The organism is Winogradskyella sp., assembly GCF_013213835.1.
Lineage (GTDB): Bacteria > Bacteroidota > Bacteroidia > Flavobacteriales > Flavobacteriaceae > Winogradskyella.
Map to the genome: position 1 here is coordinate 1 of NZ_JABSSU010000006.1, position 25,305 is coordinate 25,305.

Consider the following 25,305-nt stretch of genomic DNA (forward strand, 5'->3'; position numbering starts at 1 on the left):
CATCTGTAATGACGTATTTATGAAGGCACTCTCCAAATAGTTCTGTTGTGGTGCGTTTTCCTAATTCGTTCTTAACGGCATTATCTGCAAATATTGGTGTACCTGTAAAACCAAATAGTTGATGATTATTGAAAAAGGCTTTGATGCGGTTATGTGTTTCACCAAACTGACTGCGATGGCACTCATCAAAAATAAAGACGATACGCTCATCTTTAAGTTGTTCCATCTTCGCTAAATAGTTCTTTTTACTAATGGCTGTATTTAGCTTCTGTATGGTAGTTACAATAATCTTAGTATCATCGCTAAACTGCTTGACTAAAGCTTTTGTATTGTCTGTGCCATCTATACTGCCTTTTGAGAAACTATTGAACTCTTTGGTAGTTTGGTAATCTAAATCTTTTCTATCTACTACAAATACCACTTTTTTTACCTGTGGCATCTTCATTATGATTTGACTTGCCTTAAAAGATGTTAGTGTTTTACCAGAGCCTGTAGTATGCCATATATAGCCGTTTTTGGTTGAGTTCTTTACTCTATCAATTAAGGATTCTACCGCATAAAACTGATACGGTCTCAGTACCATTAATATCTTATGCGTTTCGTTTAATACGATGTATTTACATATCATTTTAGAGATATGGCAAGGCTCTAAAAACTCTGATGTGAACCCATTAAGAATATTGGTTTGGCGTTTGTTTTCTTTGTTTGTCCAGTAAAAAGTTTGTTTATAGGATTGATGCCTGTTATTAGCATAGTATTTGGTATTGACACCGTTACTAATGACGAATATTTGCACGTATTGAAATAAGGCAGATTTAGCACCAAAAGAATGTCTTTGATAGCGGTTTATTTGATTAAAGGCTTCTTTCATTTCTAAGCCTCTGCGCTTTAGTTCTATTTGTACTAATGGTAAACCATTAACTAACAAGGTAACATCATAGCGGTTTTTATATGAACCTTCAATAGTTACTTGATGAGTCACTTGGTATTGATTTTGACACCAATGCTCGGTATTTAAAAACTCGAAATAGAGGTTATCGCCATTGTCTCTAACAATATGTTGTTTTTCACGTAAGGTTTTTGCTTTTTCAAAAACTGAACCTTTGCTTAGAATATTAAGTACACGTTCAAATTCTTTAGCGGTAAATGTAATGTTGTTATGCTTTTCTAACTGTGTCTTTAGATTAACTAATAAAGCCGCTTCATCTAGAATACTTACTTTAGTATAGCCAATAGTTGAAAGTTGTTCTACTAACTGATTCTCTAATACTTGTTCTGGTTGTGTACTCATTAATATTGTTGATAATTTCTAATAACTGGTATAAAATTTGTTTGTATTTATATAAATATCATATATTTGCATCGAGTTCATTTCTCATTCGAGAAAAGGAAATCGAGAAACGCAAGCCACAGAAGCTCTGCGTTTTTTGCTTTTAAATGGTTTCTGCCAATCTTCTTTTATACTTTTTTAATATCTTATTTCTCTTTGCATCTTTACCACGTAAATGATAAGCTGTAAGTAAATAATATATGGTATTGTTATGCTTTGGCTCTAAAACAATCACATACTTTTCATCTTTATCATAAATATAGGTTCTTATACCTTCTGGTTCTTTCACTGAAAAATATAGCATATTATCTACTTTCTTTTCGGTAATATGATACTTTACCCAATGTAATCTTTGAGAACGATATATATCAAACTCTCTCTTTTTTGTTTTATAATCTACCACGACTGTTGTTAAATGAGCAAACAAGGTTTCCATAGGTATTTGCCCATCTTTTGGTGTAGGTGTAATTTGTTTTGCTCTAAACTTAAAATTCTGATTAGTGGTAATATCTCTATCGAATACACCTTTTAAAGATGTGTTGCGTTGCTGTGGTGACATTCCATTAATATCTAACAGAGCGTTGTATGTTTTTAATAAATTTAACGGCATACTATCGTAGTTCTATGAAAAAAAGGTTCATCTTTTTTGAATAATTGGTTTTAGATAAATCTTCTTGACAATGTTGCTGAATTTTTTTAATGATTTGAACTTTAGCTTTATTTTGCTGATGCTCGTCATTGTGTAAATAGGATATTGCACCCATTAAAAAATCTGCCATTTGCATTATTACACTTTCGTGTGAACGTATGTTTTGCACATTTCTAAATACACCAAACTTGGTATTTAAAATATCTTTTAACTTATTGACTTTATATGCACTTAGGGTATCCTTTATATCTAAATATACATTATAGGCGTATAAACTGTTTAAATTATGATTTAGTAGATAGTAATACATTTTATAGTAGAAATCGTCGTAATCTTGATTAAAGGCTTCGTTGTTTATTTTAGACTTTTCTACACCCACGGTTCTAAATTGTAAATCGGTAGCAAAAAAATAATCGACTAAATCTAAGTAGAAACGTAGTTTAGATTTTGAAACTTTACTCCATTTAATTTCTGCATAAAAATGATGCTTCTTTTTCAGCTCGTTAATATGCTCAGTATGTAACTTTACTTGATTATATGCCGAACTTACCGAACCTAAAAACATAAACTTTTTATGGTCGTGTTCTATATGGCAACTTTCGTCACAGTATATATTGAATGTTTTACTCATACTTTATTTTTTATGTTCTGGTGGTGTGCTCATTTATTTATATTTTCTAAAGGCTTGAATTGTTTGATAAATACCATAACCAATAAATATTCTTCCTAAGACATCCCAAATGTAAAAGCCAGATTCTAAAGTATGGCCTTTCATAATATCATTTAAATATGTAAACCTGTGAGTAGGAATTAAAAACTGAACATAGCCCGATATATTTTCTTTAACGATTGCCCAATCAAAAGCATAAGTTATTTCGTATTTAGAAGTGCTTGTTACTGAAAGACAATAGAACAAAGCCCCAACTATTAAAGTAAAAATTATACCAAAAACGTAAGATGTACCATGTCTATTTGATAACCTATTAAGTGATAATAAAATGTAATTTGCGATTGCTGATAACCAATTATATATAGCTTTTAAGATATGTATTGTACCATTTTTTAATACTCCTGTAAATTTTGATTTGTTTTTCGTTTCTTGATACCACTCACCAATTCTATTAAAGCTCTTTTTATTTGGAAAACTGAAAATTTTTGAGAAAACCTCTTTTCTTAATGTACTGCTCTCTAAATAAGAAAATTTAGTTGCATCAATTGTATTTTTTTGTGAAATAAGTTGATTCTTAATTATTCGATAAGTTTCTCTTTTATTTTTAATTGGGATTTTACCAATGGTAGAAACATCATTATCATAATCTTGCTGACTTACGTAGCTTTTTGTATCACTCTTAAAGTTAGATAAGTTAAAGTCAAATAGTAATAGTTCCCCTGCGATAATTGCTAAAGACAAATCGAACCCCTTTAATGGTTTAGTTCCCTTTAAAATTAAATTTTTATCAATTAATGAGTACGTAAATAGAACATTTTCATTAAAAGTAACACCTGAAAAAACAGTTGTGCCATAAAAGTCAGTTTTAAAGAAGATAGTTCTTTTGTTAAACGTTGAGCACCAAAAATCTGCTAATTCTTTAAATTTGGTGTTTCGAAAGTCTGTTTTTTCTGTGAAATAACAATTATGTAAACGAATTTTGTTGTCGAAGGTTACATCTTTTGCCTTCAACTCCTTTTCAAAAGTACATTCTTTAAAATATAGTTTTGCATTGTTTGATTTAAAAACAACTTTTTCTTTAAAAACAGTATCGTTTTTAAATTCATAAAGCCCGTTAACTTTTAAATATTGAAAGGTGATTTCACTATCAAAAGTGCAGTTTAAAAATGAAAACTCTATACTTTTTTTAAACGACAATCCACTTTTAAATACGCAATTTTCAAAGTAGATTCTGTTTAAAGGAATCTTGGGTTCTTTCGATTCAATAAATAATTTTAAAAAATGAAAAATATCTTGGTCAATAATTTGAGAAAAGTCACCTACGAAGCCTTTATAATCAAACTCTAAATCATAAATGATAACTCCATTTTTATTTGGTTGATCATAGTTCAAAAGAGTACCTAATATATGACGTCCATAATTTTTGTTTTCCGAAATTGGATTAGTTTCAATTATTGTTCTAAAACTTTCCTTATTTGAAACAATTATTCTTTCCATAGCTACACAAACATTTGACGTTAGAAGTTTTTTTTAGGTTTTGATAACTTCTGTATTGACTCTAATTCTTTTTCAAACATCATATTTGTTTTCATAGTTTTTTCTTTAGATCTATTGCTTCTAGTTCTGCTTCTAATAGCCTTTGCTTTTTGACGTAGCTTTCAATAACATTTTTTCTATGGTTTTCTTCTAAATCATGAAACTCAAATTTATATGCCCATATAGTATTTATTACACCATCTAGCTCCTTTAGGATCTTCTTTTTATCTGCTATTTCTTGAAGTGCCTTGTTATATAAATCTTCTTTCTCCGAAAGTTCTTTTAATTGTTCTTGAATCTTGAATGAGTCTAACGCCATCTTTATAATATTAATTTAAACAAACATTTGCTGTAACGAGCCTTTTTTACGGATTTTTGAGTATCTAATTATTTCTTGATTGTAACCAAACCTTGATTTGTTTCTTTAATTCTTTAATACTGTATTCAATATTTTTATAAATCTCTATTATTTCAGGTTCAGAACCTCTTATTTTAGAATACTCATATATCATTGAACCATCTTTATTTCTTGGATATTTTAAAGCTATATAAAAGTCATTTACCGTAATATTATTTTTTTTGAAGAAAGGATGAAAACCATTTGAATTGCAAATAAGATTTTTCAATAACAACAATAAATTTGGTTGAAATTGTTTCTCATTGGCTTTCATTAATTTATATAAATCTTGTAAGTTATGATTGCTATTAAATGTAATTTCAGCGATTTGAAATATCCCTTTCATATACAACTCTACACCGTGATAAAAATTAAACATGATGGGGATGCCTATACTATCTGCGTTTCTTTCAAAAATCTCTTGAAGATGTTTTTCTTCTTCCTCTTCGCTTTTGAAATTATCAGCTTTTGAAATCACCATATTTTTGTTGCCAGTTTTCACCATCTCGTTAATCAAGATACTTGCAGCACTCCAAAAGTTGTAAGCATGATTTATGAATGGTATTTCATATATTATTTTTGTGTTTTCTTCATTACGTTTCATAACTAAACAAACATTTGCTGTAACAAGCCTGTTTTATAGGTTTTGGTGGCTTCGAGAGTCTCAGCCACCGTGTTTATTTGCGTATCTATTGCCATTAAAAATTGGGCGATTTTTTGTTGTTCTTCTATACAAGGAAATGGAATTGGCATATTCTCAAAATCTGTCGTTGTAACATTCATTCTATCGTGTCTCGCGCCATAATTGGCTATTGACTTCATATACCTGTGCCAATGAGAAGACTTAAAATATATTTCAAGAAAATCAATATTACCTCTTAAATGGTTCAAAACTGTATATAGAGGGGACATTACACCAGTTGATAGTTTGTTCCGATTTAATGGTCCTACAGGTGCAGATTGCGAGATGCGAGGATTGTAGATAAAATCATCCGTTTTTACTATGTAATATCCACTTAAATTTGAAGAATTTGCTATATCCTTATCAAAATAAGCATTTTGACTTACTATACCTTGGGTGGCAGAATTGGTAAGAACTAAACTAATTTTGTCATTTTTATTTTTGTCCTTACTTCTGCTAAACACCTTTTTTAGCGGTAACGTTTCCCACTCAGGAAAGGCATTCCCATCTTCATCTTTAAATCTTATTTCTTGTTTAAAGATTTGTTGCATTACCCCTTTTTTGTATTGCTCTAAAAGGGCTTTCTTTTTGTCTAAGGTTTGTGTTCGGGTGTCTATTGCTGAGAGGAAATTGGCTATTTTTTGTTGCTCCTCTAATGAAGGAAGAATAATCCTATATTTTCTCAAACTACCAACTAAAACATTTGGTTGTGCACCAGAAGCATTAAAACGATAAACTTCTTTCAATCCATAATCACTAATAAGGAATTGTACTAAATAATACGGATATACATTTTCTCTACAGGTAATCTTAGCTATGTTTTGTTGGATATGATATTTGTCGTTTTCCTCTATAACAACAGCGTTACCGATACTCCCTACACAAGGATACACAATGTCTCCGATTGATAATCTAGAACGCTTTAGTTGTAAGGAAAGTGAATTTGAAATATAACTAAGTTTATTTAGTTCCAATTTCCCTTTACCTATATTATAACCTCTTAAAGCGATGATTTCTTTTTTGTCATCTTCAACCCAATATTTTGAATATTCATAGCCAGCTAGTCTTGTTATATCGGATATTTCATCGAATAATTTCAATTCAAACTCTTCATTAAAATCAGAAAATCTTAATTTAGGCACTAATAGTTTTTCTTTCTGCATCCTAAAACGGTGTTTTAATGTTTAGTTCGTTACAGAAAGATGCTATTAGCGTTTCATTGGCTTCGAGAGCAACATTTAAATCTTCAATTTCTGTGGCAACGGCATCAATATCTATTGGTGCTTCTTCTTCAAAGGTATCTACATAGCGTGGTATGTTAAGGTTGTAATCGTTTTCGGCAACTTCGCTTAATGGTGCTACATAGCTATATTTGTCTAAGGTGTTGCGTTCTCGGTACGTGCTTACAATTTTATCAATGTGTTTCTGAGTTAGGATATTTTGTGTTTTTACTTTCTCGTAATGTTGGCTGGCATCAATAAATAAAATATCGTTGGGGTGTTCCTTACATTTTTTAAATACCATAATACAAGTAGGGATGCTTGTGCCATAAAATATATTGGCGGGCAAACCAATTACAGCATCGAGATAGTTTTTTTCTTTTATGATGTACTCTCTAATATGTCCTTCCGCAGAACCTCTAAATAATGCACCGTGAGGTAAAACCACAGCCATTTGTCCATTTTCGGCTAAATGGTGTATCATATGCTGTACAAAGGCAAAATCGGCTTTACTGCCTGGGGCCAACTTGCCATATTGGCTAAACCTATCATCACTCATAAAAAGTTGGTTGGCACTCCACTTTGCAGAAAATGGTGGATTGGCTACAATAGCTTCAAAGCGGTGTTCTAGGTGTTGAGGATGCTCTAAGGTATCTTCTTGTTTAATATCAAACTTACGGTAATGCACACCATGCAATATCATATTCATTCGTGCTAAGTTGTACGTCGTACGGTTTAATTCTTGTCCGTAAAAATTGTTTACTTCGTCTACTTCTTTTGCCACACGTAATAACAATGAGCCACTACCACAGGTTGGGTCGTAAACCGATTTTAGTTTATTTTTACCTGTAGTTACTAACTTAGCCAATACCATACTTACCTCTTGCGGTGTGTAAAACTCACCTGCTTTTTTACCTGCTCCACTTGCAAACTTTCCAATTAAATATTCGTAGGCATCACCTAATACATCCAATTCGGTTTGATCTAACTGAAAGTCGATTTTATTAAGGTGTGCAAGTACTTTTGCGATTACTTCATTACGTGATTCTGGTGATTTACCTAATTTGGTAGAGTTCAAATCCATATCCTCAAAGAGGTTATCAAAGTCTTCTTCGCTCTCTGTGCCCATTGTACTGTTCTGTACGTTGTTTAGGATTTTTTGAAGGTCTTCTAATATAAAGTTGGTTTTGGTATTGTATGCCGTTTCTTCTTCCTTTACTAAGGGTTCGCCATCATCATTAAAATTACCTCGTTTAGCCAATGATGTAAATAGTTCAGATGGCTTTAAGAAGTAGCCTAATTCCATTAATGCTTCTTCTCTTATGGCTTCTATGTATTCTTTTCCTTCTTGTGTATTTTCATCTATATCTGTAAATAGGATGCCATCGGGTTGCAGAATGGTATTGGCATAGATTTCCATTTTCTCTGCGAGGTACTTATAGAAAATAAAGCCTAAGATATAGTCTCTAAATTCATCTGCATTCATTTTACCTCTCAAGGTGTTGGCTATATTCCAGAGTTGTTGTTCAAGTTGTTTTTTATGGTCTTCTGACATTAAGTATAGATTAATATTTAGAGCCTTAAAAATATAAAATAGAAAAGGTTTTTACCTTATGGTTTCCCATAATTTCTATTAAATTTTCTCTTAAGGAATTGTAGAAAAGTCTGAGGTTGCAACTTTTAATTTAGTTTGAATGTGGTGCGTAAGACTTTTGTGGTTAAAATAGTAGATAAAGCAAGTTTTAAAAATTATTTAAAAAAGTAATAATTATTTAAGCTAAAGTATGTTTTGCTACGCTTTGCAATCTCTTGCGACTATTTGCGCCTGTTTGTGACCGTTAGCGACTCTTTACGATCTTTTGCGACCGTCGGCGACTTTTGTATAGCTTTGTGTCGCTATGCGAGATTTTGCGACTTTTTGCGATCAGTTAGGACCGTTAGCGACTCTTTGCGATCTTTTGCGACCGTCGGCGACTTTTGTATAGCTTTGTGTCGCTATGCGAGATTTAGCGACTTTTTGTGATTGTTCGCGACTTTTTATAGAACATATTTTATAACTAATACCAAAAAATCTATTGAAAAGGCGTTGCTAAAACTCAATTTCCGTTTCAACAACCGTTGCTTCTATATATTTTCCGTTGCAAAAGTCGTTGCTACTATTTTTTTTCGTTGCAAAAGCCGTTGTTTGTATATATTTTCCGTTGCAACAACCGTTGCAACAACCGTTGCAAAACTCGTTGCTAATATTCGCTTTTCGTTGCTTATGTCAGCTAATAACAGACGGCAAGGCAATTTTGAAATCGATTTTGCTACAAATTAAAGCAACAACAAAGACGATTGGTTTCTATTTTTACTCCATGGAATTTAGTAAGTACTACAGAACCGTTTTAGAAGTCAATGGTGTACCCAATTTAAGTACAGAACAGCACAAAAGATTGTTTAATATTATTCATATTGAAGGGCAATTAAAACGTATTGAAGAAGAACTTAGTCAATTTGGTTATAACAGTGCCACATTTAAAGCTAAGGAAAAACTAGAATCCAAAAAGTCTGAACTTTATCATGGATTATCCCATCCTGCAAGTGTATTTGGCGATATGCTAGATCGGTCTAAATAGATTATTTATTTAATAGCAATGGTGTATAATAGAACTATGACTACTAACAGTAAAAATAAAATAAATTCGTACTTGTCATTGTTATGGTTATTTGAATGGTACATGGTTTTATAATTGAATGTTATTTTAAGTGTTGAATTGTTGAATGTGTAATTTGAAGTTCAACAATTCAACGATTCAACACTATATCAGTTTATAATATCTTTTGTAAATGTGTAATATCTGCCTTTGCAATTATCGAAAGCTACATTCTGTTTACCCGTCAAAGGATCGGTAGATAAATAGTATTTCTTATAGCAAGAGTTAACTGCACTAAGCTTTAAGTAATGTTGCAAAAGAAAGCTTATTCTACTTGAAGTAACTCTTAGGTTTGTTTCCTTTAGCATATTCACCAATTCAGAGTTTGTATAGTATAGCTCATCTACATCATATTTCTCGAAGTTTTCTTCAAGAAGCTGCATTAACTCCCTTATGATGACATTTTCATTTCCTTTACGTAAATTTTCTAGTGCTTGGGTATGAATCTCTTCTGGACAAAACCACATACGAGTTTTTTTCTGTGTTTTGATTTTTCTGTTTTTAAGGAAAAACATAAAATGAGGCAGTTCTTCCTTCATTTTACCAATGAGATTTGGTATTTCCTCTTTAAACGTAGGGACTTTAACCACCCAATATCTTATCTCCTTTTCATCAATGTAAACAAAAGAGCTCTCATTATTTGTGCAAAGTATGAATTTGCCATAAAAAGGTACTTCCACTTTATCGACGCCTTTAGCTTCTGCCTTATATGTTTTGGCAGTAGACAAATGTTTTAACCTTTCACTATCCTCTTTTCTTTGAAGTAAGACTTCGTCAATACAAATTAAAGTTTTGTACGCCCAGTCAGAATTAAATCGACCTCTAAAGTCATCATTTGTATTAATGGTAAGGTTGTCTTGAAAGATGAGATGTAGAAATTCTAGAAAAGTTGACTTACCAGTATTCCTTTCGTTACTAACCAAACATAATATAGGCAGTACTTGTGTTGGGTATTTCCAAAGAATGGATAAATAATCTAATCCAAGATCATATTGATCACCAAAAATATGTCTTAAAAACGATGTAATCACTGGGTATTCACCAGGTTTAAACTGATGAAAAACTTTAGCATACCTATTATAAAACTCACCAATAGATTCTTGATAGTTGTTATGGGAAGGAAGGTTTGTGAACCCATCATACTTTTTAATAGCATTTAAGTAATCTTTGCCTTCGTCGGTTATGATCTCCGATTTCTTCCATTTGATTAACGCCTCTTTGGTTAGTGCATCATCTACTGGTTTCCGTACAATTTTGTAATATTCTGTAGCTACTCTTAAATACTTCATAATTATATCGCTTTTTTTAAGTTGAGAACTTCTACTTTTATGGGATCTGGATTCGTGGTGCTTTTTATGAATAGATAAAAGCCCTCGATTTTATTGGTAGTTTTTACCAGTTCGTTTATACTTTTAAAAAGTTCATTACAGGACTCGGTTATTTTAGATAATTTTTTATTCATCTTCACTATGATTTAAAGGTTTTAAACTCTCTAATAGCTCAGATTTTTTGTAGTATCTTCTAGATCCAACGGCATAAGCCTTCACTTTACCTTTATTTGTCCAATGATAAAGTGTGCTAAGGTCAATTTTTAAAAATTTACTGGTTTCCTCTCTGGTCAGAATTTCATCTTCAGTAAGGGCAGTTGAAGTTTTTAATTTGAAGTTTGAAAATGCTCTCTTAATAGATTCAGAGATTAATTTGTCAATTTCCTCTTCTGTTGCTGTGATAATCTTTAATTCACTCATATTTTTTGTTTTTAATTAATGAGTGCAATTAAGACTTAAGATTGTATCATTTTATAACATTAATGGTATCATAAAATGATACTATTGGTTTCATAGATTGATATTCATTGACCTAACTGATATCATTATTTTTTTTAAGATTTCTGAATACATCGTATGCTGTTTCAAAAATTTCTAGCCTAAGTTTATTTTTTCCGATACTTGAAGTTCTACCAACTTCAATTTTGTAGGTTTCCAATATCCATTCCAACAGTCTACTGTAGCTAATCTTTTTATGGATTAAGCCATGTATTTTGAATTTATCAAACAAAAATTTTACGTCTGCTCTTGAATTGGCAACAACTTTTAGATCCTGAAGTAGTTGGTCAAATAAATGAAAATAATTTTCTACAAAGATCTCATTATATAGTTTTGGCGACTGTTCTTTATCTTTAATTAATCCTCCAACGCCATCAACTTGACTACTGCATTTAGTGTTGTTATTTAGTTTTTTTGACGAAAACCCCTGTTTAGCTTGGAATATAAGTGATGATATCGTTTCAAAATCCTTAAGATATAAATAATTAGCTGTAAGTCCTTGTGGATTATTCGGATCCATGTTGTAGAACACTCTTCCTGCCAGCCTTCCATTTAATTTCTTTTGCTCTTGTTCTAATTCACTTATAAAATCATCAACTAATCCCAATGCTTTACCAAAAAATTCAACTTCATCATAATGTTCTTCCTGGGCATTTTTAAATTGTCTTTTTATATAAGGAACGTAGTAATTTTTGTTTTTAATATAACCTCTAATAATTATGTCAGTAAAGTCTAGTTCTTTCATTTAAAATAATTTAAAATTTCTATAGCTAAATCTTTGTTACTTTTTCCTATGTAACCTAAAAATGTGTTTTCTGAACTATGTCCAGTGATATATATTAAGAATGTAGTAGGGATGGTGCCGTAGTAATTTGTTGCGAATGATCTTCTCCCAATATGACTAGTAACAAGTTCGTATTTAGGATAAGAGCCAGAAACATTGCGCATAATAATTTTTTCCTTTTCCTTACTTATGTTTAGTTGTTTTTTACCTTCTGTTATTTCAAGTATTCCCGCAAGTTTACAAACTTCCTTTATATAATCATTATACCTTTGATGTGATATCTTTCTAGGGAAATCTCCATTCCGTTTATCTAATATTTCCTTCACTTTTGGTAAAATTGGAATGGTCATTAATTTGTTTGTTTTACGCTGTTTAAATTCAATAAGTAATTTGCCATTTTCTTCCCTTATCATAGATTTATTGAATCTCATAAAGTCTGATATCCTTTGTCCAGTGAAACAACTAATAATTAGCCAATCTTTTGCATTTTCTAGGTAATCGTGGATACAATGAGTAGCTTCAATTTTTTCCAATTCATCGAAGCTTAGATATATTTTTGGAACTTCTTTTTTTTGGAGTTTGATGAAGTCTGCTTCAGTATGCACAAGTATCCCTTTACGCTTTGCATACTTGCAGAAGGTTTTAACTATGTTTAACTCTCTTTGTGCTGTATTTTTAGAATACTTTTCTGCAGTGTAAAATCTTGCAAAGTCATTTTTAAAATCATCATTTATATCTTTAAAGAAAATAGTATAACCTTGATGAAGTTCCATCCTATGTAGTTTACGTTGTATTGTTCTATACTTTGAAACTGTTTGTGGTGCTACTCGGTCTTTATGTTGTTCAATGTAATAATCAATAAATGACACAAGATTATCAGGTATTAATGCGGTAGTTTGATTAGGATTATAATAATGATGGAGTTGATCGTTTAACCATTGTTTATTTAAATTACTTTTATTTTTTACTAGCTCAAAATTTTTAAGGATAAATAATTCTAGTTTATTAAGTTCATCGTTAATTTCGTTTTGCTGGTTTTTTAGTTCGATATCTCGTAGTCGTTTTTTATGTTGTTTATTCCAGTAATCTTTACTTACCGCAATATTCGTTTTACCACTTAGCACAAAGTCTCTGTTAGTATATCTGTATAACAGTCTTATTGTTAATGATGCAATCTCCTTTTTTGATCTGTATAAATAATTTACAGTTGCCATATAAACGTAATATTTATTTGTACGGTAAATGTACGGCAAAACTCAATTTAGTCCAATCTGATTCAATAACATGAAATTAACATCTTATCAACAAATAGTTTAAAACATTGTAAAACAGAAAGATATCGTGTAATTATAGGGGTTGTCTGTATTGTTGTTATTTTATGTTTGCGTTCCCTCTTTCTCCGCAAAATGCTTTAACAAAAATGTTAAAGCCTTTTTTATTACCAACTAATCAGATTGATTTTAATTAAGCATTTCATTCATTACCTTTGCACAAAAAAGCAAAGATGATTATAGAAAAATTACAATGGCGTTATGCGACTAAAAAGTTTAACGCTGATAAAATACTACCTCAAGAGAAATTACAAGTTTTAAAGGAAGCTTTTAATCTTACAGCCTTGTCCTACGGTCTACAAACTCTAAAAATGGTTGTTGTATCTGACAAAAATTTAAGAGAAATATTGGTGTCGTTATCCTACGGGCAGAGACAAGTTGCAGATGCTTCTCATTTGTTGGTACTATGTATTCAAGATACCATAAACGAAAAAGATGTAGATCAACATTTTAAAACTGTGGCTTCCATCAGAAATACGCCAGATGACATATTGAAGCCGTTTAAAGATCAGCTGACATCAACCATTACTGAAATGCCTTCCCAGAAAAAAATAGATTGGGCTTCTAAGCAAGCATATATTGCCTTGGGGAACTTAATGACGGTTTGTGCTATTGAAGACATTGATAGTTGTCCTATGGAAGGTTTTATTCCTGAGGAAATAGATAAGGCTTTAAAATTAGACGAATTAGGTCTGAAATCTGTATTGCTTTTACCAGTTGGTTATCGTGCAGAAGACGATATGTTTGCTTCTTTAAAAAAGGTGCGAAAACCTTTATCAGAAACTATTGTAGATTTATAAAATAGATGTAAATTATTCTCCGGAAAATTTTATATTTGTTTACATAATTTCAACTACAATTTTATGCCTGGATTTGAATTATTCGGTGATCTTGAACGCAAAGAAGTTAATGATGTTTTAGATAATGGTGTTTTAATGCGTTATGGCTTTGATGCCATGAGAAAAGGGCATTGGAAAGCCAAAGAGCTTGAGTCTGAACTTTCAAAAGTATTTAATTCAAAACATGTACAACTTGTATCGAGTGGAACAGCGGCAGTTTCTGTTGCTTTGGCCTCTGCTGGCATTGGAGCTGGAGATGAAGTCATAATGCCGACATTTACGTTTGTTGCTAGTTTTGAAGCAATAATGATGTTAGGTGCTATCCCAGTACTTGTAGATATTGACGACACATTGACTTTAGATCCTGAGGCTGTTAAAAACGCAATCACCTCTAAAACTAAAGCTGTTATGGTTGTCCAAATGTGCGGAAGCATGGGGAATATGGATGCTTTAAGAAGTATTTGCGACAAACACAATTTGGTATTTGTTGAAGACGCTTGCCAAGCTATTGGTGGCTCTTACAAAGGCAAAGCACTTGGCAGTATTGCCGATGTTGGGTGTTTTTCTTTCGATTTTGTTAAAACTATCACTTGTGGAGAAGGAGGAGCTGTAGTGACTAACAATGAAAATTACTATACCAACGCAGATCATTATTCAGATCATGGGCATGACCATATTGGTAAAGATAGAGGTGCCGAAACACATCCTAATTTAGGTTATAATTTTAGAATTTCTGAATTAAATGCAGCGGTAGGTTTGGCTCAGGTGAAACGATTGCCAGAATTTATAGAAATACAGAAAAAGAATTATTCAATTATTAGAGAATCTTTATCAGAGATACAAGATGTGACCTTTAGAACTGTGCCAGATGGTGGAGTAGAAAGTTATGCTTTTCTAAATTTCTTTTTACCAGATTTAGAAAAAGCACGTAAAGTCTCTGAAGCATTTAAAACTAATGGTATTGATGCCTGTTTTCATTACTACGATAATAATTGGCATTACATAAGAAAATGGGATCATCTTAAAGATCTCAAATCATTATATCCTATTTCAAAAGAGGTTAAGGAAGGGATTGAGTATCTCAAAACAAAATCTTTTGAACAATCTGACTATCATATTGCCAGAAATATTTCTTGTCTCATTAAATTATCTTGGACAGAAGATGAAGTCAAAGAGCGAGCAAATAAAATGGCAGAATTAATTAAATCAATTATATAATATTAACATCTTAATTTATGAAAAAGGTAATTTTTATAATTACAGCTTTCATGGCATTAACAGTATGTCATGCCCAAAAGGATTATTCCAAATTTTGGGATCAACTTTTATCAAACAATAGATTAAAAGCCACCAAGACTTTAAACGGAATAAAATCTGCCGATATTGAATGGTTGTTGGCCAATGAAATTCTTAAGAATGAAAAAGGAAAGATTAATCCTGATAAAAGATTCTTAAAAGAGTTCTTATCAAAACCAGATTTTGAGAATTACCTCTATGCATTTTGGAATAAATCTTTTTTATTTCAAGATTATATAGATGAAGGTTTTAATAATGATATTCGTCATGCCATTGATGCTATCACGAAGCAAGGTGTGAAACATCCAGACTTGATTGATGCAATATTATACATTAACGCTGTTTCTGCGAGAAACAATAACGATTGGGATACTTATTACGAGCTAAATACTAAAATTAATGCCATTAGAGATTGGCAATATTGTGGCAGCTTCGAAAACTTAAATGAAAGTGGTTTAGACAAAATTTACGAACCAGAGAGTGTTGCAGACGATACAGTTTTATTTGATGCAAGAAGTAATGGTTCTATAGGCTGGTATGAAGGTGTAAATAAAAATGAAGCTTATCAATTTTACTCACATCACAATGAATATGGTTCTGGAGTTAATTATGCTCAAACGTTTGTGACATCACCAGTAGATCAGCGTGTTATTGTACGTGTAGGATGTGGTTCAGCATTTAAGTTGTTTTTAAATGATGTAGAAGTGTATGTAAATGATGACGATGTTACAACAGAACTCAATGCTTATGAAGTTTTGGTCAACCTGCCAAAAGGGACTAACCGATTACTAATTAAAACTGCAGAGAGTAATTCAACCTCATATTTTTTATTGTCATTAACCGATGAAAATAAAAAAGCTCTAAGTAATTTAACAATTTCTGAAAAACCTGTTAGCTATAACCAATCTTCGCTAGAGGCATTAGATCCTATTGAAAAAGAAAATGATTTTGTAGCATTCTTTAAATCTAAAATTAAGGAAGATTCGAAGAACTTTTTATACCATTACGCTTTATATCACAGTTATATCAGAAATTCAAAGTATGAAGAGGCACGAAATGTAATTATGCCTTTTTATAAGGACTATCCTAAAAGTTCGTTTCTAAGAGGTGCTTTAATAACCACTTACAATTTAGAGAAAGATTACACATCTTCTAAAGAACTTAGAGAGAATATTGAGCGAGACGATTCTGAGTACTACTTACCTATATTAAATAAACTTGACGATTATTCAGAACTTTCTAGAATGAGTATGGACGAGTTTGATGAATATATAGTAAAATTAAAAAATGCCTTCGATTCGCAAACAATTAAGGTGGCGGCAGATTTTATCTCTTATGCAAGAAAAGAAGATATAAATGGTATAAAGAACACCTTAGAGAAGTTAAATGCAATATCTGAGAAAAATGGTAGTCTTAATATTAGATTGAAGTATGTGCCATTATTTGATCAAATTTTTCAAGATCAAGATAGAACCATCCGTTTATTAGAGGAAATTGTTGATAATAACTTTAGTATCAATGCTGAAAACAAATTAATTAGATATTACGAGGATAAGAATCAGAAAAACAAGGTTTTAAAGATGATCGTTAAGGATTATGAAGATCTTGAGTATGATAACTATTACATAGAGCGTATTGTAGATAAATATGTTGAGTATCAGAAATATGCAAAGGCACTACCATATGTAGACAGAATGTTGCAAAACTATCCATATAGTTTTACAACTATGGAACTTAAAGGTGATATCCTAAAGCAATTAGGTAGAACCGATGAAGCATTAAAATTTTACCAATCTTCTTTAAATCATAATAGTGGTGATTCAAAACTTAGAAAAAAGATTAATGATATCACTAAAAAAGCAAACCTTATAAATGAATTAGTTGAAGAGGAAGCTTATGATTATATAGAAGCTAATAGAAATAAAATTACCACTAATAATTATGGATTTAATATTCTTTTAGATGATAGTAACATAGAGATTTTTGAAGAAGGTGGCTTTAAGTACAGGTATGTATATATATACGAAGTAACTTCTAATAACGGTATTGAAACATTTAAGGAATATAATTTAGGGCTAAGTGGATCTTATAATTTTTTAAAGTCTGAACTTGTAAAACCAGACGGAAGTATTGTTCCTGCAGATAGAAGTGGATCTAATTTGGTGTTTAACGATATAAGCATTGGTGACGTTGTTTATATAGATTACGAAGGAATTGTATCAACGACCGGAAGATTTTACAAAGATATTTCAGATAATATTCAAGTTGGTTCATTCCATCCAACTGTACTTACAAACGTTGATATTTTAGTACCAAAAGCGAATAAGTTATTTTACAAATTTGTAAATGGTGATGTGGCGCCTAAAATTGAAGATAAAGGCGAATATGAGCTTTATACTTGGAATATTGAAAACGCAAAAACTTTAGAGTATGCTGAAGATTATATGCCTAACTCAGTAGACCATGTTGCATACTTACACTTTAATACTATAAAAGAGTGGAATGATATAGCAATTTGGTACTCTGATTTAGTGAGATCAAGAATTGAGATTAATACTAAAGTAGAGGAGGAGTTCAATAAATTGTTTCCAAACGGTTATAAAGGTTTAAGTGATGATGAGAAAGCGAAAACTATATATAACTACGTTACCTCCGAATTTAATTACAGCTATGTGAGTTTTAGACAAAGTGGTTTTATTCCTCAAAAGCCAGCTAAAACAATTAATACAGGACTTGGAGACTGTAAAGATTTTTCAACACTGTTTGTAACCTTAGCTAAAATGGCAGAATTAGAGTCTAATTTGGTATTAATTTTAACTTCAGACTATGGAAGAAATAGTCTAGTTCTTCCTAGTACAGACTTTAATCATTGTATTGTAAAAGTAATGATAGATGGCAAGCCTCAATTCATGGAGCTTACGAGTAAGTATCTACCATATAAGACTCTACCAACTAGTTTAAGAGGTGCTACAGCTTTAGAAATTCCTTTTGATTCCGAAAAAATATCAACTAAATACCAGTTAAAACACCTTGATAATGTGTCAAGAAAAAAATCATTAATAGATAATGATGTTGTTATCAATGTTACAAAAGATAATTTAAACTTAGATATTACAACGCATGTAAAGGGTCATAATGTGTCTTACTATAATGAGGTGTTTAGTGAGCCAAATGAGGAAGTTATAAAAACTTCTATGACTGATGATTATAAAGGTAAACTTATAGACGATTTTACATTAAATGAGATTTCGGACTTTAAGAAATTAAATGACAGTTCAGAAGTATCATTTAAGTCTGATCTTACAATTAATAAGAAATTGAATGGTATTGGATCAATTAAAATTTTACAATTACCAATTTTAACGCATCCATATGAAAATTCTATTATTCAGTTAGAAGAAAGACAGTATCCTATTAATTACATTCAATATGAGAATGTAGATGCGTATAAGACGAAGTATACAATTGAACTTAAAGAAGGCGAATCTTTTGTAGAAGTACCAGAAAGTAAGAACTTTAAATTTAAGAATCATTCATATTCCATCAATTATGATTTAGCAAAGCCTAATAAACTAATGGTAAGTATTGAAGCAAATACACCAAGTGATGATGTTATGCCAGAAGATTATATAGACTACAAAACCTACGTAAAAAGTATTTTGGACTCAGAATTAGAGTATATAGGTTTTAAATAGATCTCAGTATTCATAGAATTAAAAACACCAATATTCTAATTTGAATATTGGTGTTTTTTTTATTGTTAATGATTGTCTACTGACTAATAATTAATATAGTCTACAATTTCTAAACCATAGCCTATCATACCAACACGTTTGGTTTGTAATGAGTTGGAGATTAGCTTTAGCTTACTAATTTTAAGGTCGTGTAAAATTTGAGCACCTATACCGAAGTCCTTAGAATCCATTGAGATTCTAGGTGCTTTAATTAGCTCACCATCTTTTTGGTTTTCCTTTAAAACCTCTAGACGCGATAGTAAATTCATAGACTGTGCTTGTTGGTTAATAAAGATGATGGCACCTTTGCCTTCATCATTTATAACCTTAAACATATCATCTAATTTTTGGTCGGCGTTGTTAGTAAGTGTGCCAAGTATGTCGTTATTAACAAGTGTGGCATTAACACGAGTAAGTACCGTTTCGTCAGATTTCCAATTACCCTTAGTTAATGCAATATGTACTTGATTATTTGTGGTTTGTAAATAGGCCCTAAGTCTAAATTTACCGAATCTTGTTTCTATATCAAAGTCTTCTTTCTTTTCAATAAGTGAGTCGTATTCCATACGGTAAGCCACTAGGTCTTCAATAGAAACAATTTTTAGATCAAATTTCTTAGCAACTTCCATAAGTTGAGGAAGACGAGCCATTGTGCCATCTTCATTCATGATTTCTACAATAACACCAGCAGGTTCAAAACCAGCCAAACGTGCAAAATCAATAGCCGCTTCTGTATGTCCAGTACGTCTTAGTACGCCACCTTCTTTTGCAATCAATGGAAATATATGACCTGGTCTACCCAACTCAAAAGGTCTAGTGTCCTTCGCAACTAGTGCTTTTATAGTTTTTGCTCTATCACTAGCTGAAATACCGGTACTGACACCATTTCCGCGCAAATCAACTGACACAGTAAATGCTGTTTCCATAGGATCAGTGTTGTTTCTTACCATCATGTTGAGTTCTAGTTCTTCACAACGATGCTCAGTGAGTGGTGCACAGATAAGTCCTCGACCATGAGTAGCCATAAAGTTTATCATTTCTGGTGTCACCATCTCTGCTGCGGCCAAAAAATCACCTTCATTTTCACGGTTTTCATCATCAACAACAATAATAACTTTGCCTTGGCGAATATCTTCTATAGCTTCTTCAATAGTATGAAGCTTTGTTTCAGAAGAAACAGAATTTGTAGTCATGGTCCTAAATTTTAGTTCCGCAAAGATACGCTTATTTTATGTTCTGAATGCAACTTTGGTAGAAGTCGTCTTGTATCTTATTTCTAAATACAATGTATTTAAAAGGATATAAAGGAAGTGTAAGAATTAAAATAATAGGATTGATTCTTTTATTCTTCTGTCCGATGGTAATATAAAACTTAGAATAAATGAAAGCATCTACAATAACATATATAGTAAAAAATATAAAAGCTATTATACTTAAGCTTAATGAGGCATCAGCTAATTCGGGAAGTTTATTGTTTTTAAAAACAAAGTGTAAAACAAGCAATACAACCGCAATACAATAACTCACTAAGCTCGTTTTAGAATAGTCCTTATAGTCCTTTAAAAGTTTTTTTCCCTTTATAAGATTGTCAGGCACCTCTAATCCTTCGTTCTTTAATGTTTCTAAAGTGATATTTTGACTGAGTAAAGTGTGTAATGCAACTTTTTTAGGCTTTTTATCTAAATCAAATTCACCTTGACGCTTTACGACATTAACAAGTTCTTCTATTGAATAGCGTTTGTAATAATTATACGATTTAGTTTCGCTCTCAGATAAACGTAATTTGTTTTTTGAAGCAAATAAACGCTTAATTGGCACAGTAATCGCATCAAAATTAAAAACACCTTTATCATTGGTGGCTCTGGTTGTTAAATAAATACTTAAAGGAAACATTACCGCAGTAGATAACCAAGACCCAATTATTGGGCTGAAGCTGCCTTTTTCGGCACTATTCTTTGAAAAAATTCCAAAAAAATGATAAGTTAAAAATAAGACTATCGCAATTACAATTGGAAGACCTAACCCACCTTTTCGTATTAAGGCACCAAGTGGTGCCCCAACAAAAAATAAAATGATACAAGCAAATGCTAAAACAAATTTGTCATGCATTGCTATGATATGTTTATTTAATCTAATAGCTTTCTTTTCGAAGTTCTTCTTATTTGAATTTATGATCTGATCTGTACTGTTCACTGAATTCAGTGCCAAGCTTAATATTTGAATTTTTTGACGCAAATTGAATAATTCCAAGACTTCACCGTCAAAAACAGAATCCTTCGTTTTTTTAGGTTCAATATTTTTATTTAATGAAGGAAATGTACTTCTATTAAACAAGGTTGTGCCGAACGAAGTGTAGTCTTGTGTACGTTCAGTTTTTAAACTATCAATAGTATATGCTAATCGATCTACAGACAGCATACTATGTCGATCTTTATAATTTTTCTCTTCAAGATCTTCTGTACTTAAAATTTCTAAATCAACATTAAAGGTATAGTTGTCAAAATAACTTTTAGCATGAGGTCTGTTTTTATTCTTTCTTACATCTTGACTTAGAATTTCTTCGTAATAATTTCCATTACTCAGTTTTAGCTGCAATATGTTAGAATCCTCGCTACTTTTTAATTCACCCTTCTCAGCAACAATTACCTTATAATTACCTCTTCTGGTAGAATTCTTATCATGTATGATTACACCTTCAAGATATTGGCCTCTGTCACCAGATTTTTTATTTACTTTAATGTTGATGTTACCAATTTCGTTGAACTGACCTTCAGCAATAGCTAACGCAGGCTTTACTTTAGCGATATTACGTCTTAAATTGTAAAAATTATATTCGCCCCAAGGAATAACATTATTGGCAAAGAAAAAACAAGCGATACCTAGTCCAACAATAAAAACACTCAGACTACGCATGGCACGTTGTAATGAAATACCTGTGGATTTCATGGCGGCGAACTCATAGTTCTCGGCAAAATTTCCGAACACCATTATCGAAGATAAAAGCACTGTAAGCGGCACAACCAAAGGAATAAGCTTTGGCATGTAGTAGATGATAAACTTTGCCGTTACTGTAATGTCTAAATCTTTCCCTGCAAGCTCAGATATGTAAAGCCATACACCTTGTAACACAAAGATGAACATGAATATAATAAAGACGCTAAAAAACGTCCTTAAGAATGTGATAAGAATGTACCTATCTAATATTTTCACTAACCTTAATCTAATTTATTGATATAGTAATCACTGTATTTACTCTCGTCAAATGTAAATAAGGTTTTTGAAATAGGCTCGTCTGTTTTAAAAGAATTAACTGTTAATGTGGTTTTAGTCCCATTACTACCAACTTCAATAAGGTTATAGATGTGCTTAGTTGTAGCGTCTATGCCTAATAAGATATATTTTATTTCAGAATTGGTGTCAATAGGATTGAGTTTAACATATTGAATTTTTCTTCCTTTTACATTCTGAACAATATCCATTTTATAGGTGTATCCATCCTCATAAAAAGATAACATATCATTTGGTGTAATAGTGTTTTCATCTTCTGTATTTTCTGATGAAATGGTAACTTCCTCATCTTCTGGACTAATCGTATACAATGTTTTACCATCATAAATACGAGTAACCCCAAGAATATTCAATTTGTATTTTTCACCTTCTAAAACGACATCACCACGAGTAACTTGATTAATATTTTCACTAGCATTATTCAGTTCATATTTAAAATCGATGCTTATATTTTTATAACTTTTAATCTTAGTGCTTACCTCATTCAGTAACTTTTCAGCTTTAACATCATTTTGTGCAAATACTGTTAATCCAAGTGCAATAAATGTAATTACAAGTAATTTTTTCATTTTCTTTATTCTGTACTATTATTGTTTTTCATTTTCTAGTAATTGGTCTAGCGCTATAAAATCTGGAACCAATACTTGTCTCGCTTTACTACCTTCAAAAGGACCTACAATTCCTGCAGCTTCCAGTTGATCTATAATTCTTCCAGCTCTATTGTATCCCAATTTTAGCTTTCGTTGTAATAGTGAAGCTGAACCTTGTTGGGCCGTCACAATAATTTCAGCAGCTTCTCTAAACAACTTATCTCTATCCGCAATATCTATATCAAGATTTGTGCCATCGTCGCTACCTACATATTCTGGCAGTAAATGTGCATCTGGATAGGCTTTTTGCGATCCAATAAATTCTGTTATTTTTTCTACTTCTGGGGTATCTACAAAGGCACACTGTATACGGATAAGGTCATTACCTTGAGTATAAAGCATATCACCGCGACCAATTAATTGATCTGCACCTGCACCATCTAAAATGGTACGAGAATCTATTTTACTAGTTACCCTAAACGCTATTCTTGCTGGGAAATTGGCTTTTATAATCCCTGTAATAACATTAACTGAAGGTCTTTGTGTCGCAATAATTAAGTGAATCCCAATAGCTCTGGCTAATTGTGCTAAACGAGCAATTGGTGTTTCTACCTCTTTACCAGCAGTCATGATTAGATCCGCAAACTCGTCAACCACAAGCACGATGTACGGTAAAAAGGCATGTCCATCATTAGGGTTAAGTTTACGAGCTTTAAACTTGGCATTGTATTCTGAAATATTTCTACAAAATGCATTTTTAAGCATTTCATATCTATTATCCATTTCAATACAAAGAGAGTTTAGCGTATTAATAACCTTGGTGTTATCTGTAATGATAGCTTCTTCACTGTCTGGAAGTTTGGCCAAGTAATGACGTTCTATTTTGTTAAAAAGTGTCAATTCAACCTTTTTAGGATCTACAAGGACAAACTTTACTTCAGCAGGATGTTTTTTATAAAGTAATGACGTCAATACTGCATTTAAACCTACCGATTTACCTTGACCTGTGGCACCAGCCATAAGTAAGTGTGGCATTTTGGCTAAATCTACAACTAAGGTTTCGTTGCTAATGGTTTTACCAAGTGCCACTGGTAATTGCATTTTTGACTGTTGAAACTTTTGCGAAGCAATTACTGAGCGCATTGATACAACCGTTGATTTCTTGTTTGGTACTTCAATACCAATAGTCCCTTTACCAGGAATTGGTGCAATAATTCTAATACCTAAAGCAGAAAGTGATAAAGCGATATCATCTTCAAGATTCTTAATCTTTGAAATTCTGATTCCGGCTTCTGGTACAATTTCGTACAAGGTTACTGTTGGACCTATGGTAGCCTTTATACTACTTATACCAATTTTATAATTACTAAGGGTTTCAACAATTTTATTTTTATTCTCCTCTAACTCATCTTGATTTATAGAAATACCTTCATTATCATATTTCTTCAATAAATCTAATGGTGGAAACTGATATTTACTTAATTCTAAAGTAGGGTCAAATTGTCCGAAGTCTTCAACAAGTTTATCAGATAAATTATCAGTCTCGGACTTTTCTTCTTTAGTAGTTTCTACTTCAACCTTTAACTCTGGCTCAGGGATTTCAACCGTTTCTTCTTTTGGCTTTTCAGTAACCTCAATTTTTAAATCTTCAGTATCTTTTTTAGGCTTTGAATAGTTACTTATGGTTGGTTCCGGATTTTCAAGCGGAATTTCAAATGCTGACTTTATAGCTTCTGCTTCTTCCGTAAAACTATTGTCCACAGTTGCAGTTTGAAATTCTTCGTTGTTGTCAGTTTCGAATTCTTTACTGTTGTCTTTTATGTTTTGCTTTGCACTATTGAATAGATTTAAAAATGTATCTCCAGTGACTTTAAAACGTATCGCTAAATATGTTATGAGTCCAAAGAGTAGAAGTAAAGCTGTTCCAATTTTACCGATGTAATCTTGAAAGAAATGATTCATTTCAAACCCAACTGTTCCACCAAGTATATCGTAGGTGTGTGTAAAGAATCCTAATAAAATTGAAAGCCAAATGACAATGAGCGTACCCCAAATCCAATGTTTGGCAAGTTTTTGTTTGTTGAGGTTTAGAGTGACATAGACCCCAGAAAGAAAAATTAATCCTGAAAATATAAATGAAGGAATCCCAAAACCTTTACGAATAAACAAATCACTGATCCAAGCACCCAATTGGCTCGCCCAATTTTTATAGGTTTCAGATCGTTCCGGGAAATTTGTAAGCACACTTTGATCTTCTTTACCAGTAACAATAAATGATAGAAACGAAATAAAAAGCAGTACGCCAAGTATAATTAACAAACTTCCAAAAACCAGTTTTTGTTGATTACTTAGTTTTAGTGAAGGCTTTTTGAAAGTAGTTTTCGGCTTTGCCTTAGCTTTGGATGTACTCTTCTTTTTAGTTGTTCGTTTTGCCATA

20 protein-coding genes are annotated in these 25,305 nt (G+C 31.8%); 4 read left to right on the top strand and 16 right to left on the bottom strand.

Annotated features, from left to right (window positions below; genetic code table 11):
* The 8 genes from HRU50_RS10260 to HRU50_RS10295 all read right to left on the bottom strand — a co-directional run.
* Positions 1 to 1,291, bottom strand: a 1,291-nt coding sequence (locus HRU50_RS10260) for an HsdR family type I site-specific deoxyribonuclease (protein WP_296350907.1), incomplete at its 3' end; no start/stop codon positions are given.
* 142 nt (positions 1,292 to 1,433) lie between these two features.
* Entirely contained in the window at positions 1,434 to 1,940 is a 507-nt protein-coding gene (locus HRU50_RS10265; RefSeq protein WP_296350909.1) for a hypothetical protein, read from the bottom strand.
* Between the two features lies 1 nt (position 1,941).
* Positions 1,942 to 2,610, bottom strand: coding sequence for a DUF3800 domain-containing protein (locus tag HRU50_RS10270; RefSeq protein ID WP_296350911.1), 669 nt, complete (start codon positions 2,608 to 2,610; stop codon positions 1,942 to 1,944).
* Positions 2,611 to 2,643: 33 nt separating this feature from the next.
* Positions 2,644 to 4,146: a hypothetical protein gene (locus tag HRU50_RS10275; protein ID WP_296350914.1), complete on the bottom strand. Its 1,503-nt coding sequence runs from the start codon at positions 4,144 to 4,146 to the stop codon at positions 2,644 to 2,646.
* Between the two features lie 91 nt (positions 4,147 to 4,237).
* The gene (locus tag HRU50_RS10280) at positions 4,238 to 4,504 is read right to left on the bottom strand and encodes a hypothetical protein (protein ID WP_296350915.1); all 267 of its coding nucleotides are present in this window, start codon (positions 4,502 to 4,504) and stop codon (positions 4,238 to 4,240) included.
* 64 nt (positions 4,505 to 4,568) lie between these two features.
* On the bottom strand, positions 4,569 to 5,186 hold the full coding sequence (locus HRU50_RS10285; protein WP_296350917.1) for a hypothetical protein: 618 nt from the start codon (positions 5,184 to 5,186) through the stop codon (positions 4,569 to 4,571).
* A 2-nt stretch (positions 5,187 to 5,188) separates the two neighbouring features.
* Positions 5,189 to 6,427 carry a restriction endonuclease subunit S gene (locus tag HRU50_RS10290; RefSeq protein WP_296350920.1) on the bottom strand — a complete coding sequence of 413 codons (1,239 nt, stop codon included), beginning with the start codon at positions 6,425 to 6,427 and terminating at the stop codon, positions 5,189 to 5,191.
* A 1-nt stretch (position 6,428) separates the two neighbouring features.
* The gene (locus HRU50_RS10295; RefSeq protein WP_296350923.1) at positions 6,429 to 8,039 is read right to left on the bottom strand and encodes a type I restriction-modification system subunit M; all 1,611 of its coding nucleotides are present in this window, start codon (positions 8,037 to 8,039) and stop codon (positions 6,429 to 6,431) included.
* Between the two features lie 802 nt (positions 8,040 to 8,841).
* Here HRU50_RS10295 and HRU50_RS10300 point away from each other — a divergent pair.
* A complete protein-coding gene (locus tag HRU50_RS10300) occupies positions 8,842 to 9,102 on the top strand; it encodes a hypothetical protein (RefSeq protein WP_296350925.1) in 261 nt (86 codons plus the stop codon).
* Positions 9,103 to 9,290: 188 nt separating this feature from the next.
* On the opposite strand, the gene HRU50_RS10305 is transcribed toward HRU50_RS10300, so the two are convergent.
* The 4 genes from HRU50_RS10305 to HRU50_RS10320 all read right to left on the bottom strand — a co-directional run bounded on the left by HRU50_RS10305 (position 9,291) and on the right by HRU50_RS10320 (position 13,004).
* A complete protein-coding gene (locus HRU50_RS10305) occupies positions 9,291 to 10,469 on the bottom strand; it encodes a DUF5906 domain-containing protein (RefSeq protein ID WP_296350927.1) in 1,179 nt (392 codons plus the stop codon).
* 165 nt (positions 10,470 to 10,634) lie between these two features.
* On the bottom strand, positions 10,635 to 10,928 hold the full coding sequence (locus tag HRU50_RS10310; RefSeq protein WP_296350928.1) for a helix-turn-helix domain-containing protein: 294 nt from the start codon (positions 10,926 to 10,928) through the stop codon (positions 10,635 to 10,637).
* A 112-nt stretch (positions 10,929 to 11,040) separates the two neighbouring features.
* Positions 11,041 to 11,751, bottom strand: coding sequence for a hypothetical protein (locus HRU50_RS10315; protein ID WP_296350930.1), 711 nt, complete (start codon positions 11,749 to 11,751; stop codon positions 11,041 to 11,043).
* Complete coding sequence (locus HRU50_RS10320; RefSeq protein WP_296350931.1) at positions 11,748 to 13,004, bottom strand: site-specific integrase; 1,257 nt, start codon at positions 13,002 to 13,004, stop codon at positions 11,748 to 11,750. The genes HRU50_RS10315 and HRU50_RS10320 overlap by 4 nt, the downstream gene beginning before the upstream one ends.
* Positions 13,005 to 13,294: 290 nt before the next feature.
* Here HRU50_RS10320 and HRU50_RS10325 point away from each other — a divergent pair, with 290 nt between their 5' ends.
* The 3 genes from HRU50_RS10325 to HRU50_RS10335 all read left to right on the top strand — a co-directional run bounded on the left by HRU50_RS10325 (position 13,295) and on the right by HRU50_RS10335 (position 18,951).
* Positions 13,295 to 13,921 carry an NAD(P)H-dependent oxidoreductase gene (locus tag HRU50_RS10325; protein ID WP_296350933.1) on the top strand — a complete coding sequence of 209 codons (627 nt, stop codon included), beginning with the start codon at positions 13,295 to 13,297 and terminating at the stop codon, positions 13,919 to 13,921.
* A gap of 63 nt (positions 13,922 to 13,984) precedes the next feature.
* Entirely contained in the window at positions 13,985 to 15,178 is a 1,194-nt protein-coding gene (locus HRU50_RS10330) for a DegT/DnrJ/EryC1/StrS aminotransferase family protein (protein WP_296350935.1), read from the top strand.
* Positions 15,179 to 15,195: 17 nt separating this feature from the next.
* Positions 15,196 to 18,951 (top strand): transglutaminase domain-containing protein, encoded by a 3,756-nt coding sequence (locus tag HRU50_RS10335; protein WP_296350937.1) that lies wholly within the window; start codon positions 15,196 to 15,198, stop codon positions 18,949 to 18,951.
* 83 nt (positions 18,952 to 19,034) lie between these two features.
* Here the strand turns inward: HRU50_RS10335 and ribB are convergent, their stop codons facing one another.
* From ribB to HRU50_RS10355, 4 genes are read right to left on the bottom strand one after another with little or no spacing between them, the layout of a single operon-like run.
* Positions 19,035 to 20,183: a 3,4-dihydroxy-2-butanone-4-phosphate synthase gene (gene ribB, locus HRU50_RS10340; protein WP_296350939.1), complete on the bottom strand. Its 1,149-nt coding sequence runs from the start codon at positions 20,181 to 20,183 to the stop codon at positions 19,035 to 19,037.
* A 31-nt stretch (positions 20,184 to 20,214) separates the two neighbouring features.
* Positions 20,215 to 22,200 (bottom strand): LptF/LptG family permease, encoded by a 1,986-nt coding sequence (locus tag HRU50_RS10345; protein WP_296350941.1) that lies wholly within the window; start codon positions 22,198 to 22,200, stop codon positions 20,215 to 20,217.
* A gap of 5 nt (positions 22,201 to 22,205) precedes the next feature.
* Positions 22,206 to 22,847: an outer membrane lipoprotein carrier protein LolA gene (locus HRU50_RS10350; RefSeq protein ID WP_296350943.1), complete on the bottom strand. Its 642-nt coding sequence runs from the start codon at positions 22,845 to 22,847 to the stop codon at positions 22,206 to 22,208.
* 18 nt (positions 22,848 to 22,865) lie between these two features.
* Positions 22,866 to 25,304 carry a DNA translocase FtsK gene (locus HRU50_RS10355; RefSeq protein WP_296350945.1) on the bottom strand — a complete coding sequence of 813 codons (2,439 nt, stop codon included), beginning with the start codon at positions 25,302 to 25,304 and terminating at the stop codon, positions 22,866 to 22,868.
* Between the last annotated feature and the right edge of the window lies 1 nt (position 25,305).